The sequence below is a fragment of the Komagataeibacter sp. FXV3 genome (assembly GCF_015155755.1).
Classification (GTDB): domain Bacteria; phylum Pseudomonadota; class Alphaproteobacteria; order Acetobacterales; family Acetobacteraceae; genus Komagataeibacter.
In genome coordinates this window covers 1-14,552 of sequence record NZ_VWPI01000083.1, presented here as the reverse complement: position 1 = coordinate 14,552, position 14,552 = coordinate 1, and the positions used below count along the sequence as shown (strand labels likewise).

Annotated in this window: 17 protein-coding genes; 12 read left to right on the top strand and 5 right to left on the bottom strand. The window is 49.7% G+C overall.

The window, feature by feature from the left end; genetic code table 11:
- Positions 1-443 precede the first annotated feature (443 nt).
- The 4 genes from F1542_RS08585 (at position 444) to F1542_RS08570 (ending at position 3,523) form a co-directional block, all read left to right on the top strand.
- The gene (locus tag F1542_RS08585; RefSeq protein ID WP_193732667.1) at positions 444-809 is read left to right on the top strand and encodes a plasmid mobilization protein; all 366 of its coding nucleotides are present in this window, start codon (positions 444-446) and stop codon (positions 807-809) included.
- Positions 809-2,671 carry a relaxase/mobilization nuclease domain-containing protein gene (locus F1542_RS08580; protein ID WP_193732666.1) on the top strand — a complete coding sequence of 621 codons (1,863 nt, stop codon included), beginning with the start codon at positions 809-811 and terminating at the stop codon, positions 2,669-2,671. Before F1542_RS08585 ends, F1542_RS08580 begins: the two co-directional genes overlap by 1 nt.
- Positions 2,672-2,934: 263 nt before the next feature.
- A complete protein-coding gene (locus F1542_RS08575) occupies positions 2,935-3,300 on the top strand; it encodes a hypothetical protein (RefSeq protein WP_193732665.1) in 366 nt (121 codons plus the stop codon).
- On the top strand, positions 3,293-3,523 hold the full coding sequence (locus F1542_RS08570; RefSeq protein WP_193732664.1) for a hypothetical protein: 231 nt from the start codon (positions 3,293-3,295) through the stop codon (positions 3,521-3,523). Before F1542_RS08575 ends, F1542_RS08570 begins: the two co-directional genes overlap by 8 nt.
- 206 nt (positions 3,524-3,729) lie before the next feature.
- Here F1542_RS08570 and F1542_RS08565 read toward each other — a convergent pair whose 3' ends face one another.
- Positions 3,730-4,218: a flavodoxin family protein gene (locus F1542_RS08565; protein ID WP_193732663.1), complete on the bottom strand. Its 489-nt coding sequence runs from the start codon at positions 4,216-4,218 to the stop codon at positions 3,730-3,732.
- A gap of 147 nt (positions 4,219-4,365) precedes the next feature.
- Between F1542_RS08565 and F1542_RS08560 the strand changes: the two genes are divergently transcribed.
- From F1542_RS08560 to F1542_RS08545, 4 genes are all read left to right on the top strand, one after another.
- On the top strand, positions 4,366-4,749 hold the full coding sequence (locus F1542_RS08560; RefSeq protein ID WP_025812362.1) for a helix-turn-helix domain-containing protein: 384 nt from the start codon (positions 4,366-4,368) through the stop codon (positions 4,747-4,749).
- A 102-nt stretch (positions 4,750-4,851) separates the two neighbouring features.
- On the top strand, positions 4,852-5,127 hold the full coding sequence (gene frmR, locus F1542_RS08555; RefSeq protein WP_025812363.1) for a formaldehyde-responsive transcriptional repressor FrmR: 276 nt from the start codon (positions 4,852-4,854) through the stop codon (positions 5,125-5,127).
- Between the two features lie 25 nt (positions 5,128-5,152).
- Positions 5,153-6,262 (top strand): S-(hydroxymethyl)glutathione dehydrogenase/class III alcohol dehydrogenase, encoded by a 1,110-nt coding sequence (locus F1542_RS08550; protein ID WP_141302639.1) that lies wholly within the window; start codon positions 5,153-5,155, stop codon positions 6,260-6,262.
- Positions 6,263-6,557: 295 nt separating this feature from the next.
- Positions 6,558-7,727, top strand: a complete 1,170-nt coding sequence (locus tag F1542_RS08545; RefSeq protein WP_141302641.1) for an aldo/keto reductase — start codon at positions 6,558-6,560, stop codon at positions 7,725-7,727.
- 313 nt (positions 7,728-8,040) lie between these two features.
- Here F1542_RS08545 and F1542_RS08540 read toward each other — a convergent pair whose 3' ends face one another.
- A complete protein-coding gene (locus F1542_RS08540) occupies positions 8,041-8,664 on the bottom strand; it encodes a YceI family protein (protein ID WP_025812364.1) in 624 nt (207 codons plus the stop codon).
- Between the two features lie 29 nt (positions 8,665-8,693).
- Positions 8,694-9,305, bottom strand: coding sequence for an FMN-dependent NADH-azoreductase (locus F1542_RS08535; protein WP_025812365.1), 612 nt, complete (start codon positions 9,303-9,305; stop codon positions 8,694-8,696).
- Positions 9,306-9,455: 150 nt separating this feature from the next.
- Here F1542_RS08535 and F1542_RS08530 point away from each other — a divergent pair, with 150 nt between their 5' ends.
- The 4 genes from F1542_RS08530 to F1542_RS08515 all read left to right on the top strand — a co-directional run bounded on the left by F1542_RS08530 (position 9,456) and on the right by F1542_RS08515 (position 13,530).
- A complete protein-coding gene (locus F1542_RS08530) occupies positions 9,456-10,382 on the top strand; it encodes a LysR family transcriptional regulator (protein WP_227001133.1) in 927 nt (308 codons plus the stop codon).
- Positions 10,383-10,735: 353 nt separating this feature from the next.
- Positions 10,736-11,068: a type II toxin-antitoxin system PrlF family antitoxin gene (locus F1542_RS08525; protein WP_025812366.1), complete on the top strand. Its 333-nt coding sequence runs from the start codon at positions 10,736-10,738 to the stop codon at positions 11,066-11,068.
- 2 nt (positions 11,069-11,070) lie between these two features.
- Positions 11,071-11,562 (top strand): type II toxin-antitoxin system YhaV family toxin, encoded by a 492-nt coding sequence (locus tag F1542_RS08520; protein ID WP_025812367.1) that lies wholly within the window; start codon positions 11,071-11,073, stop codon positions 11,560-11,562.
- 633 nt (positions 11,563-12,195) lie between these two features.
- A complete protein-coding gene (locus tag F1542_RS08515; protein WP_227001134.1) occupies positions 12,196-13,530 on the top strand; it encodes a Fic family protein in 1,335 nt (444 codons plus the stop codon).
- A gap of 191 nt (positions 13,531-13,721) precedes the next feature.
- Here the strand turns inward: F1542_RS08515 and F1542_RS17505 are convergent, their stop codons facing one another.
- Complete coding sequence (locus F1542_RS17505; protein WP_154675789.1) at positions 13,722-13,868, bottom strand: hypothetical protein; 147 nt, start codon at positions 13,866-13,868, stop codon at positions 13,722-13,724.
- A gap of 350 nt (positions 13,869-14,218) precedes the next feature.
- Positions 14,219-14,552 (bottom strand): alpha/beta hydrolase (locus tag F1542_RS08505; protein WP_227672586.1); only part of this gene is annotated, 334 nt, incomplete at its 5' end.

Genomic DNA, 14,552 nt, shown 5'->3' with positions numbered 1-14,552 from the left:
TAATACTAACAATCACAGGAGAAAAATACAATGTTATATTTTAAATCAGCTACCAAAAATTATTTTTATACAGGAATACCACCCCCCCCATTGCGACACGCCTACCCCGGTCGCTATTGGTTACATCGCATAAAAAAATGCGCCATCGCTTAAATAATAAATGTTTCAAAAAAGTTTCAAACTATTTTCAAAAGTCTTTCAAATTGTTTTCAAATTATGTTAAAAAAAGTTTCAAATCTATAAATATCTATGTTGACAAATCAAGTAATAATTTTTAATTAGTTTCTTTATTCTTGATGTTTGCAAATAGATTACATATCATATAGCCAGTCGTGGTGAATGTTTACACATCCACCAACTGGCAAAGGGGGTAAACCCCCTGTTGAACCCCTAATTTTAGGCTTACAGAATGATTTTTATTATAGACATAGGAGAACATAGAAATGCAAAAATTGGAAACTATACACGTCAGAATTACAGACATTGAAAAGCAAGAATTACAAAATTTTGCACAAAAATCACCCCATAAGAATCTATCTACTTTTTTTAGATTTGTGTGTTCTGAATATCGAGCATTAGGAAAAAGTGGCACAGATTTATTAAATGAGATTATCATTCTGAGACGTGAAATTTCAGCGATTGGAAATAATCTTAATCAAATCGCTAAGAAGATAAACCAAAATAATAATGTGGCTTTCGATGATGAATTGAAAGAAATTAATGCAATGAATAAAAAACTAAATTCTTTATTGTCAAAGATTAGACCTGTTCGTTATGCTAAAAAAGAAAGTATTCCACAGGTAAAATAATGATTATAAAGGGTCACGGCATAGGTTCATCTTCAGATATTAAAAAGTTTACTGATTATCTTTTTACACACGAGAAGAATGAACAAATTAATATTTTAAACGGTTCACCTGATGCAATCAGGAGTATGTTCCGCGATGCACACGGAGCAGGGTTAAAATATGGATGCCAACATTTCATTATGTCATCTAAAGAGCAGATGACACAGGAACAGGCTTTAAGCATAATTAAAGGTCAAATTTGTAAAGAATATAACCAAGATTATGATAATCTTGTAATCGTAAATCACACGAAACAAAGAAATACACACGATAGCGATAAGAACCATTACCACATTATTTTACCGCATTGTGACCCTGTGACCGGGAAAGCCATTAATTTAAAAAATAGCAAAAGACGCAATGAGAAAATTTCACGATTAGCAGAGATTGAACTTGGTCACGCACTGGTGAAAGGACGACATAATACCGCAGTTTTCCGCCAATTAATCAAGGAGGGACGCCAGGAGCAAGCACAAGCCATTAAGCCTTTAATGGAAGGTGACTTGCCACAATCAGCTTATAGCAAAAAAACACAGCAGAAAGCCGAGAAACAGGGGCTAAACATAGGAGAGGCAAAGGCACATATAAAGACCACATACCAACACAGTGACAGTCTGAGCGTGTTCTTGAAGAATTTAGAGGGACAAGGCTACACATTCAAAGCCGGGGATAAAGCAGATACATATATCATTGAAAAAGATAAAATTCTTATAGGTTCCGCTAATCGTCTAATCGGAATCAAAAAGCCTGAATTTCAAAAATTATACAATCAACACTTACAACAGGAGATTAAAGAAAATGACAGAACAACAGCAGAAAACAAACATTCAAACAGAAACATACAAACAAGCCCTGAAATCAGCCAAAAACACGAACCAGATAATCGAGTTATTGCAAGAGACACCAGCAGAGGGGGAAACGTCACCCTTGGAGCAGATACAGGAACTACTGAACACGATAGCACAGCAACAGACGCAAATCATAACGACACAATCGCATCTACTGAAATCAATAAATCAAATGCAAGTCGATATAAAAAACTTGAAGAAATAAAAATTAATCGTCAGTTGAAAAATATTAAAATATATAATTATCCGAACATAAAAATTATTGATGATGATTATATAAACAATATAAAATTAATGCTTAAAAACCAAAGGAAAGAAGATTATAAAAAAATTAGAAGTGCATACATAAACATGCGATACCAAAAATATTATTTCAATTCATCAGACAAAACTTATAATTCTTCTATCTTGAATATTATGTATGATTGTTTTTCGAGATTATTTAAATTTCAAAAAAAATCACATAAAAGCACAGATATGATTAAGCCTGATGTCAAGCCACCATTAGAAAAGCACCAATGGCAAAAATTGACATCAGGACAGCAATCATCATTGAGATATGCTTGTTTATATCACTATCAAAAAACTTTTGAGAATCTTCTTGAATATAATAAAATCAACAATATCAATAATAATCTATCATTCCAATCTTTCCTTAATATTCTAAAAAATACAGGTGATTTCATGGCTGTTGAAATTTCAAATCTTTATCCTTATGAGTATATTAAAAGGCTTGATGATGAATATTTAAAAAATGAACTTACCAAAATTATGAAAAATCTAAATTCTTCATCACGATACACACGAGAAGATATAAAAGAAAATATCGTTTTAGTGTGTGAAAATCTAATAATTGACAAAGATATAAAAGAAAAAAACCAAGAGATGCAAAAAATAAAAGCAGATATAGAAAGAATGAAATCAATAAATGAACCAGATGAAGAAAGAGAAGAAAGAACCATAAGAATGAGATAACTTGATATATTAATTTTCTATCGAAAATTAGATTAGTCTGTTGATAATTATATAAGGTTTTTCTTTTTTATTATTTATTTTGACAACATGCGAACCACGGAAGATTTAAAAATAATCTTCCTATCATCGAACAGGTTCGGACAAGGGCAACGCAGGCTTTTGCCCTTGTATATTGTTGCCAAATATAAAATACTTGATTTACTTGAAAACGTGACAGTCCATTTGATATAATCCCATATATATATCAATAAAGGAGATGAATAATGAATAAAAATTTTACACTGTTCACAGATGAACAAAGAAAAAAATTATTAGATGATTTAAAAGACGCAGATAATTTTAGCAATATCGAGATAGAAATTAATGAAGAACCTGAAAAAAATACATATTACATATATATACACGATTGCATCGAATTTTATGCGATTGACTGGAACGAGACACGCGATTCAAATTCAATCGACATATATTATAATTTTAAAATCAAAACAGATAAATCAAAAGAAGATATAGAAAAAATAATTGATGCTGATGAAGTCGGTATCGAAGAAAGATTAGAAAATTATCTATTAAAATCTTTTAAAGATGAAATTTCATTATATAGCGAAAGATATGAATTCAATGAATAATTCAGAAAGAAAAAGAGAGAGTAGGAAACGAGCAAAAAGCACGCTTTCCACACGTGAGGCTTTGTCTGAGTGGCTTATACGTCAAATGGCTATCCTATACGGTAGCGACAATATAGACATCAATGCGATGTTCTATGAGTCACTAGACGATACGCAAAAAAAGAATGTGGAAAAAATTTTGGCAAAGGAATGGAAAGAAAAAATCCACATCGTAATTTTATAATCTTCTAAATTTCAAAAAAATATATGAATAAAAACAATAACATTTATTCATAAGACTAATCTAATTTTCGATAGAAAATTACACACTTGAGAGAACATAAAAGCAACTTAGATTCATCTTTGTTGTTTTTTTGTTGTCAAACAGACAGTCACAAAATCACGTAAATCTTACAAAGTTTTAAGATATTATCTATTGATAAAAATAATTTACTTTAATGTCAACATACTATAAGGTTCCTTCATCGCAAAAAAATACAGGCAAAAAACATCATGGACGGTTTTTCGAACCCTCCAGGTTGCCGCCTTCGTGTTCGACGGGGGAACGCCCAGGCTGACCCAGATTCCGCCATGCTGGGACGCCAGGGTCTGCAGGGTGATCAACGCTACCTGCTTGTCGCCGTTCGGGCTCGCGGAATTGGTGAAGCCACCGAAAACCTTGTCCTGCCAGCCGCGCGTGAACCATATCTTCGAGGTCGCATCGGCGAATTTCTTGTACTGCCAGCTCACATTGCCCATGTAGGTGGGCGATCCCATGATGATGGCGTCTGCCTCGTTCAGTGCCGTCCACTCCGCGTCACTGATGTCTCCGTTCGCGTCGATTGCGACGAGCCTTGCCTCGGCTCCGCGCGCCACATGCTCGGCAACCACCTTCGTATGACCATAGACCGAGTGATAGACCACGATAACCTTGCTCATGCCTAAATCCCTGTAAATGCGATGTAGCACAGTGACATTTCAGACCAGGTTTCGTATTGAAACCTAGTTTCGTTTTCCAAGTTACTCATGGACTAAAAACACGACAAGAAGGCACCTGCAGGACACATGGTTACTCAAAGGAAACCAATGCCGTCACGCCCCCACCCGGCGTTCGACGTATATGCTCAAAACTGTCCCACCCGCATGGTGCTGAACCGGATCGGCGACAAATGGGCGCTTCTGATTCTTGATTGTCTCAGGGACGGCAGCGCACGTTTCAGTGTGATCCGGAGAAAGATCGGCGGCATTTCCCAGAAAGTTCTGTCCCAGGTTCTGAAGAACCTCGAACGCGACGGACTGGTCCTGCGTACTGTCCATGCCACGGTGCCGGTGGCGGTCGAATACAGCCTGACATCTCTGGGCGAAACATTGACGCAGGCTGTTGCCAGCCTGACCCACTGGGCCGAACAGCACATGGAGGAGGTTCAGGAAGCACAGCTCCGTTATGACGGGAAAAGGATCGACGGGTGATCTTCACAAGATCGTGTCGCTGTCTCTCCCCGTGCCTGTTTGCATACTGCATGGGAGTATGTGAAGGATACTAAGGGACAGTATAATTGGAGTGACCTTTTCGTGCCGCATACACCCGAAGAGAAAAAGCGCGTCCTGACACGGGTGCGCCGCATCAGGGGACAACTCGACGCATTAGAGCAGGCTCTGGAGAAAGGGGCTGAATGTGGCCCGGTGCTACAACAGGTCGCTGCGATCCGGGGCGCTACCAACGGCCTGATGGCGGGTATCCTGGAAAGCCATTTGCGTGAGGAGTTCGTCGAGTGCGCCGGGGACCGCGACGCGGCTTCCGGTTCCATCGAGAAGGTCGTCTCGCTCGTCCGGTCCTATCTCCGCTGATCCTGCCAAATATGAAGGAAACATCATGAAATCACGGGCCGCCGTTGCATTCGAGGCTGGCAAGCCACTTGAAATCGTCGAGATCGATGTTGAACCGCCCCGCGCAGGCGAGGTGCTCGTCCAGATCACCCATACAGGTGTGTGCCACACGGACGCCTTTACCCTGTCGGGGGATGATCCCGAAGGATTGTTCCCGGCGGTGCTTGGACACGAAGGGACCGGGATCGTGATCGAAGTCGGGGAAGGTGTAACCAGCGTGGCGCCGGGCGACCACGTCATTCCGCTCTATACAGCGGAGTGCGGTGAATGTCTGTTCTGCAAATCGGGCAAGACCAATCTCTGCATCTCAGTTCGCGCGACCCAAGGCAAGGGCGTCATGCCGGACGGGACAACACGTTTTTCTTACAAGGGCCAGCCGATCCATCACTACATGGGCTGTTCGACGTTCAGCGAATTCACGGTCGTCGCTGAAGTCTCGCTTGCTAAAATCAATCCGGCGTCCAATCCGGGACATGTCTGCCTGCTCGGCTGTGGCGTGACGACCGGTATCGGTGCGGTACATAACACGGCCAAGGTACAGGCCGGTGATTCAGTCGCGGTCTTCGGGCTTGGCGGTATCGGTCTTGCCGTAATCCAGGGCGCGCGGCAGGCGAAAGCCGGACGGATATTCGCCATTGATACCAATCCCGAAAAGTTCGAACTGGCGAAGGCATTCGGCGCCACGGATTGCCTCAATCCCAAGGACTGTGACAAGCCGATCCAGCAGGTTTTGGTGGAAATGACCGACTGGGGCATCGACCATACGTTCGAGTGCATCGGCAATGTCAACGTCATGCGTGCGGCACTCGAATCCGCGCATCGCGGGTGGGGACAGTCGATCGTGATCGGCGTCGCCGGGGCAGGTCAGGAGATTTCCACCCGCCCGTTCCAGCTTGTCACCGGTCGTTCATGGCGGGGCACAGCGTTCGGCGGTGTGAAGGGACGCACCCAGCTTCCCGGGATGGTGGAGGATGCGATGCGCGGCGATATCCAGTTGGCACCGTTCGTAACCCATACGATGCCACTCGAAGACATCAACACCGCCTTTGACCTGATGCATGAGGGAAAATCCATCCGCTCCGTCATTCACTACTGAGGTCGATCCCTTTCATGCCGCCAGGTTTGACCAATGGCGGCATGGATGAAGGCGCATCTGCCCGATCCGGTTTGCGTATCTGATGGTAGCATTGTGTTTCGGGGCGAATGCGCGTTGACTGGATGAGAGCCGGGGCTGATTTATTAGTCATACTAATGACGTCATGCGGATTAACCTGACTAATTGAAAATGAAACTTCGGATTAAGCTGTCAGACTAGGGCAATCAGCAGATCGCGTCCTCTGATGCAGCCGCTCGTTGTTTTCAAACGTCAACCCTGAAGGATACCGACAGCCATGTCTCCTGAACCTGCTCCTCGCGACGTGCTCTCCCTAACCCGGCGCAAGGCATTGTCGCTCGGTGCGGCGCTTGGCGCTGCATCGCTCGTTCCCGCAGGCATGGCGCGGGCCGCGACACTGCCCACATCACTTCCTGTCACGGCCCGTCGCAAGTTGAGGGATCTGGAAGTATCGAGCATCGGTCTCGGCTGCCAGTGGGTTCCGGGGCACCCGCCGGGCGGTCTCAAGGATTTTTATGGCAGCTTTATAGATCGGGCCACGGGGATTGCCCTCATTCGGCGCGCGGTGGACCGGGGCGTGACGCTAATCGATACGGCGGAAGCCTACGGTCCCTTCCTCTCCGAAGGGGTGGTCGGCGAGGCATTGCAGGGTATCCGGGACAAGGTCGTCCTTGAGTCCAAGTTCGGTTTCAATATTGATCCAGAGACCGGAAAGCAACTGCCCGGCCTCAACAGCCGCCCTGAGCATATTCGGATTGCGATCGAAGGCATGCTCAAGCGCCTGCGAACCGACCACCTTGATCTCGTCTATCAGCACCGTGTCGATCCGGCCATGCCGATCGAGGATGTTGTCGGCACGCTGAGCGACCTGATTACTGAAGGCAAAATCAGGCATTACGGGCTGTCTGAACCAGGTGTACAGACGATCCGGCGTGCGCATGCCGTCCATCCGGTCACCGCGATCCAGAATGAATATTCCATGCTGTGGCGCGGCCCCGAGCAGGAGATCATTCCCCTATGTGAGGAACTGGGCATCGGCTTCGTGGCCTGGAGCCCGCTTGGCATGGGATTCCTGGGAGGGGGCATCACCCCGTCGCGACACTTCACCAATGATTTACGGGCCATCATTCCACGCTTCGCGCCGGACGCGCTCAAGGCGAACATGGCGCTTGTTGACGTGGTCAAACGCTGGGCGCGCGCGAAGAACGCCACGCCCGCGCAGATCGCCCTGGCCTGGCTGCTGGCCCAGAAGCCGTGGATCGTGCCGATCCCCGGCACCACGAAAATCGCGCATATGGAGCAAAATCTCGGCGCGGCGGCGATCCATTTCACGCCAGACGAGCGGACGAAGATCAATGCAGACGTAGATGCCGTCCATATTCAGGGAGCCCGCCTGCCGCCTGCCATCTTGAGCATGTCCGGGGTTGAAGCGCCCCCAAAAGGCTAAGTGATTATTTGAAAACAAATCATTGATAAAAAACAATAAAAGTTTTTGGGTTCCGCCTTTTTTCAAAAAGGCGGTGTTCTTTGACGCTTTTTGAAAAAATCTTCACCAAAAACTTCCTTATGATTGCTGGATATTTTCTAATCTAACTTTTCAAACAGCCTGTAATCCGATCGTGTCTACATTGCGTATAACGGACAGGGCAGAAGCGAAATCGAAACAACAAAAGGCCGCCTGTCAGCCTGATGACAGGCGGCTTTACAAAATGATCCGTTAATGCGCATGTCGCGCGACACATCGTAAGGCCTGTAACGATTTACTGTTGCAGTTCGAATGCCCCTGCAATCGTTAGCGTCACCTCGTCACCCACAAGCGGCACGTATTGTTTGACGCCAAACTGGCTGCGGACAATCGTGCCCGTCGCTTCAAAACCCACCGTAAACATCTTGTCGAGCGGGTTGGTCCCGCTGCCGACCAGACGGGCCTTCAGTGTGACCGGTCGGGTCACACCGTGCAGGCTCAGATTGCCGGTAATGTCGGCGGTGCTCGCACTGGTCTGGACAATGCGGGTGGACTTGAACGTCGCATTGGGGAACCGGCTCGCATCGAACCACTGCGCGCTTTTCAGCTCGCCATCCAGCTTCGGCACCGTGGTGTCGACCGACTGCACCGGAATCGTGACATCAAGGTTGGTGGCCGAGAGATGGGCGGGATCGATTTTAAGCGAGCCGGATACACCGTTAAAAAAACCGGAAAAATTGCTGAAACCCATATGCGAGAGGGTGAAGCCGACCTGCGTATGATACGGCTCGACCCTATAGGTGCCGGCCCTCACCGCCGACGGGTCGGGCGTGGAAACCTGCTGGGCGGTGGCATGGGAAACCGCGCAGAAAACAGTCATGGCTGCCAGCGCCGATGCCGCGAAATGATGTCTGGTCATGAAAAATATTCCTGTTGCACAAAAGGATATCAGGCCGGAACGAGGGCGATTTCGCTCTGGGCCTGGACAATGGCGGCCTCCTTGGCCTCAGCGCCCAGGGACAGGCCTTCCGCCCTGATCCAGACGACATCACGCACACCGATGAAGCCAAGGACCGCACTGAGATATTTTTCCTGGTGATCCAGAACTGCGGCCGGACTGTCGCCAGTATAGATCCCGCCGCGGGACGAGATAAGGAATGCCTTTTTACCCGCTGGCAGCAACCCTTCCGGGCCAGCCGCACCGTACTGGAACGTTTTGCCAGCCACGACAACGCGATCAATCCATGACTTGAGCTGAGCGGGAATGGAGAAATTGTACATCGGTACGCCGATCACGATGATGTCGGCGGCCGCCAGATCCTCGATATGGGAATTCCCGATCGCCAGATCCGCTTCAAGCGTGGCTTCCGTCACGGGAGTACCCTGACGGGCCGCCAGATGCGCGCCAGTCAGGTACGGCAGCGGATCGGCGGCGAGATCGCGGTAGAGCACGTTGGCGTCGGGATGCTCGGCCTTCTGCCGCGCGACGGTTTCAGCCGAAAGCTGGCGGCTGAAGGAATATTCGCCAAGGATACTGGAATCGATATGCAGGATCTTCACGCTGGTCTTCTCCGCAGGGGCGCAGGACACGGACCATCTGTTGCGCCCTGAAAACAGGTTTCCGATGGCCCTGAACATGATCCAGCATGTCCCATGAACACAGGTATCTATAAAGCCGCTATATTCCGATATATAATACCGGAATAACCGATGGATTGGCGGATCATGCTGGATGGCGTCTCACTGGACCAACTGCGCACCTTCATTGCGGCCAGCGATGAAGGCAGCTTCTCGGCCGCCGCCCGGCTGCTGCGCCGGTCACAATCGGCCGTCAGCGAAATGGTTGCGGGCCTTGAGGCCCAGATGGGTGTGATGCTGTTCGACCGGACGGGCCGCTACCCACAGTTGACCGTCGCTGGCAGGGTTCTGCTGGCCGATGCGCGCGGCGTGGTCGCGGGCGTGGATTTCATGAAGGCGCGGGCCAAAGGCATGTCGTCCGGGCTGGAGCCGGAACTGTCGGTCGTAGTCGATGTGTTCTTCCCGATGGACCGCATGACAGCCATGGCGGCGAAGTTTCGCGAGACGTTTCCACACACCCCCCTGCGGCTTTATGTCGAGGCCCTTGGCGGCGTGTTTCAGCCCCTGCTCGATGGGCGGGCCGGTATCGGTATTGCAGGCCCCCTGCCCGACCTTCCCCCATCCATGTCCAGCGAGGCGCTGGGAGATATCCGCTTCCTGATCGTGGCCGCACATGATCATCCGCTGGCGCGGATTGACGGCGTCATTCCCCGGGAAGAACTGGCCCGCCACGTCCAGCTTGTGCTGACCGACCGCACCAACCTGTCCGCAGGCAAGGAACGTGGCGTCATGTCGCCCCTGACATGGCGGCTTGCCGATCTGTATGCCAAGCATCATTTTCTGCTGGGCGGTCTGGGTTGGGGTGGCATGCCACTTCATACTGTTCGAGCGGACATTGACGGCGGCCGACTGGTTGAACTCCGTATCGAGGGTATTGCCCACGGGGGCGCCGATATGCCCATGACTGTAGTCTATCCAACAACCGAACCGCCAGGCCCAGCTGGTCGGTGGTTGATTGATCGGCTCAAGCTTTGTCCTGCTGGATGTATTCGGCGTTGAACCCGTCTGCTGGCAAGTTTCTCCTCTCGCTCGGATCTCACTGCTCTTACAAGCTCATGTTTTGAAAACCATCATCGCCATTGAAGCGATGATTGCAGTATCGTGAGGTGCGCCGTGTTGCCCGTACCTCTGGTCGCCACCTGCCGCTCAGCTTTTCATACTTTTAGCCTTCACTTCGCATCGGCTAGGGGTTTTCTGCCCCCGTCACAAGCAACGAATAAATAAGCTGCGCTTATGAGCGTGTTCAGAAATTAACGCCTAATCGCCCAATAGATAACCGGCAGGTGTAGTCTAGCTTGACAAGGTAAGGAAATTCCCTTACATACACCCGAGTGTAAATTGGGGATCTAAACATGGCTGCGCTGCTGAAAGAAGAAAGCAGGATCACCGCCAAGGGCCAGACGACCGTTCCCAAAAGCGTTCGGCAGGCTTTGGGCGTGGACTACGGCGGACGTATCGCCTTCTTTATCGACGATCAGCATCGGGTCTACGTCGAGAGGGCTAAGGACGAGGCAAGCGACCCAGTTATAGACCGCTTCCTTGTATTTCTGGCCGAGGACATGGAGAAACACCCTGGTACATCCGTTGCCGCTCTGCCCACCAACCTTCGCGATCGCATGGCCGCGCTTGTCGGGGACATGGACATTGACCTCGATGCCAGCATTGACGGTGACGTTGCGCTCTAATCGTGATTACGATCAATGGCTGGACCATTCTGGCGCATCCCCTCTTTCTCGATCAGTTGGAAAAGCTGACCGACGCGGTCGAGGTATTGAAGGCAAAAAAGCCTGAAAAATACCAGAGGGAGGCGAACACGAAGCTGCTGGCTGCTTTGAGCAAGTTGGTATTCCAGACAATTCCTGCCGATCCGACCGCAACCGTCTATCGGCAAGGCTCGACACTTGGCGTCGCGCACAGGCACTGGTTCCGGGCAAAATTTGGTAATGGTCGTTTCCGTTTATTCTTTCGCTATGACTCGACCGCGAAAATCATCATCTTCGCATGGGTGAACGATGAAACGACTTTGCGGACCTATGGGGCAAAGACCGATGCTTACAGGGTTTTCAAAGGGATGCTGGAGGCCGGCGATCCGCCTGACGACTGGATCGCGCTTCGTGAGGCCGCGTCCGATCAGGCCGCAATCGACAGGCTGGAAAAAACCTCGCCTTCGGGCCCATGACGAATATTATTGAAAGTCATAAGAGTGGGCACTGCCCTTTGGTCTAGACATCCGGCGCAGACGCCTGAGTGTCCGTGACCGGATCCTTCGTCGCATAGCCAGGCCGCGATAGCCCAGCGCTATGACGACGAGGCGATATATCGATGTCGGGTCGACCGGTTCCGGCAACGGGGGCCCCGGACAATGGGCCGAGTACCAACTGACCGGCAGGCCCAAAGGAATTTGACGGAGAGTCCTGGTTGGGACGACCTGCACATGCTGTTTCTACACGTTTTTTGCGTTTGACGCCTCATTTTTCATCGTTTTTGTGTTACGCTCATCGTTCTTGGGCAAAGTCGCCCGTTTTTCACAGGTGGTGAGATGGCTGGCGGAAACATGATTTGCGGGGGACTCTGGCTCGCAGAGAATTTCGAAGTAGAACCTTTTGGGGGCCTAGCTGTCAGAAGTTACATCGGAACCAACCGCCGTACTACAGACATTGGTCCATATATTACGGAAATCTATCCCCCCCAAATGTATCCCGGGGAGAAGATAGCTGACCACCTGCAGTTTCACATCCGTCATGAGCCCATAAACCTTGAGTTGCTCTCACGCGTCTTTAACGTCGGAGGATCTTGGTTTGTCCAGGAGTGGGTGAACAACAAACCCACCAGTCAGTACGCCCGGCGTGCTGCGTTCCTGTATGAGTTCCTTACCGGCGAAGACCTCGTCCAACCACCAGACTTGCGAGGGTCTTACATTCCGGTTCTTGACAGTGACAGGAATCTGGCCGCGAGCGTAGTGGAGAATGAAATCCGCATCTCCAAGTGGAAGGTTATCAACAATATGCCTGGGACAAGATTTTTCTGCCCAGCCATTCCGCTTTCCAAGCGCCTTGTGGAAGCCTTTAATTACAATATCTCGAGACACTATGATGAAATCATTGAGGAGTTCGGTGCGGAATTGCTGTCCCGCTCTGCATCCTGGCTGACAACACGAGAAAGTCGGGCGAGCTTTGACATTGAAAAGGAATCTGGAGCGACAAATCGTATCCAGCGTTTTGCTCAAGTTATTGCGACTTGGACCGGTTACAACGTCCCGCCTTCCCTTGGAGGCGGCGCTTCAGACGCTCACCAGGCAGCGAGTGGCATTCTATCTGAGCAGCGACTGGCCAGTATTCAGAAAGCCATTTTGGGCGACACAGCTCTGATTCCATACAGCGGGTATCGAAAGTCTCCTGTCTTTGTCGGACAGACAACCCATCACTCGCAGGTTGTGCACTACCTGGCCCCCCCGGCAGAAGACGTGGCCGCCATGCTTGAGGGCATTGAGATATTTTTGGATCGCACGCAACACCAGTCACCAGTTATGCGTGCTGCTATCGCATCTTTCGGCTTCGTCTATGTCCATCCACTTATTGACGGCAATGGCCGCGTGCACCGGTTTCTCATCAACGACATTTTGCGTCGAGACGGTGCGACCTCCCAAGACGTCATCTTACCCGTATCCGTCGCCATCAATGACGACCCAACCAGTCGTCGAGCCTATGATGACGTCCTCGACAAGATTTCCGCTCCCCTAATGAGCCAGATTAGATCCCACATATCATTCGCCTCCAAGCCCACGATATATCCCGACGGCGTAGAGTCAGACCTGATCTTTTCTGACGAGGACCTGGCTCGGCCTACTTGGCGATATGCCAACTATGTTCCGCATGTCATTTACTTGGCGGATATCATCAACACGACTATAGTCCATCACATGCGGGATGAGGCGCTGTATCTCCGGAACCACGACAACGCCAGGCTGGACCTGAAGGAAATTTGTGAGATGCCGGACAGGTTGGCAGACGAGATAATCCGCTCCGTAACCGCGAACGATGAGGCCAGTGTGGGCAGGAAGTTACGCCGTAACTACCCGCGAATAACGGACGAGATGTGGGCATCATTCGTGAAGGCCGTCAGGGACGCATTTGCCCCGAGAGGCTAAGCGTCCCAGGGACTATACCACCTCGAATGTTTTGACGAGTTCCCCGAAAACACGGCAAATTGGGGTTGGAATTCTCCACCTATGATCCCGGATCCAGGATAATGAGAATTTCTTGAAGGCATCGGCGTTCACCAAGGCGCAGATCGCGTTTGTATTGAGGTCCACGGACACGGGCACACCTGCTACCGGGTTTAACGGAAGGCACGCATCTCGGGGGCAACGTTCTGCAACTGGCGGAAGAAATACGCGGGCCTGATGCCGGCCGAAATGAAACGGTTGCGCCAGCGCGAGGACGGGAACGTGGAGTTGAAACGGATCGTCGAGGACCTGTCGCTCAACAAGGCGGCTCTGCAGGACGTGCTATCAAAAAAAGCTCCGAGGCCTGCTGGGGTTGGCGACTGACGCGGTCATAAGAGCATCAGCGGCCGTATCGGACATATACCGAGTGCTATTTTCCTTCGCGCTCATGTATATTTTGCCATAGGCAACCGAAACGTAGGACATCAAGCATTACAGTGAGCAACAGCTACGTCCAGGCGGCAGCAGGTCTCCAGTGATTGCCCATTCCTCGTCTGTCACGTCGCCACGCATCCACAGGTCTCCGTAAATACCGGCGTTAAATCAATTATTTTACAGAGCCCGGTAGGCACTGTGAATAATCTATCGATGTTGAGCGAACTTCCGTCCTTTATGCCAACTGACGCTTGATGAACTCTGCGGCGCTGGCAACCGCTTCTCTGGCTTGAGGCAAAAGCGGACTCCATGCCTGCCAGACATGAAATACACGCGGCCATTTCTGAAGCCTGACATCCACGTTGGCTTGTGCCAGACGGTCAGCAAGCCGGGCAGAGTCCGAGAAATAAGCCTCGTTTTCTCCCACCTGAATAAGCACAGGTGGAGGGTTCGAAAAAACCTCTGATTGATGTGCCTGGCTCGTGTTTTTAGGCTTTCGGCGATTTGATTGACGGTTCCTGAGGTAGCTTTCTTTCTGCGTTTTGAGCAAATTGGGGACTACCCCCCGC

Bases quoted from the DNA above. Each gene is read 5' to 3' on its own strand.
- F1542_RS08585 (WP_193732667.1), top strand. From the start codon at position 444: ATGCAAAAATTGGAAACTATACACGTCAGAATTACAGACATTGAAAAG.
- F1542_RS08580 (WP_193732666.1), top strand. From the start codon at position 809: ATGATTATAAAGGGTCACGGCATAGGTTCATCTTCAGATATTAAAAAG.
- F1542_RS08575 (WP_193732665.1), top strand. From the start codon at position 2,935: ATGAATAAAAATTTTACACTGTTCACAGATGAACAAAGAAAAAAATTA.
- F1542_RS08570 (WP_193732664.1), top strand. From the start codon at position 3,293: ATGAATAATTCAGAAAGAAAAAGAGAGAGTAGGAAACGAGCAAAAAGC.
- F1542_RS08565 (WP_193732663.1), bottom strand. From the start codon at position 4,218: ATGAGCAAGGTTATCGTGGTCTATCACTCGGTCTATGGTCATACGAAG.
- F1542_RS08560 (WP_025812362.1), top strand. From the start codon at position 4,366: ATGCCGTCACGCCCCCACCCGGCGTTCGACGTATATGCTCAAAACTGT.
- F1542_RS08550 (WP_141302639.1), top strand. From the start codon at position 5,153: ATGAAATCACGGGCCGCCGTTGCATTCGAGGCTGGCAAGCCACTTGAA.
- F1542_RS08545 (WP_141302641.1), top strand. From the start codon at position 6,558: ATGTCTCCTGAACCTGCTCCTCGCGACGTGCTCTCCCTAACCCGGCGC.
- F1542_RS08540 (WP_025812364.1), bottom strand. From the start codon at position 8,664: ATGACCAGACATCATTTCGCGGCATCGGCGCTGGCAGCCATGACTGTT.
- F1542_RS08530 (WP_227001133.1), top strand. From the start codon at position 9,456: ATGGATTGGCGGATCATGCTGGATGGCGTCTCACTGGACCAACTGCGC.
- F1542_RS08525 (WP_025812366.1), top strand. From the start codon at position 10,736: ATGGCTGCGCTGCTGAAAGAAGAAAGCAGGATCACCGCCAAGGGCCAG.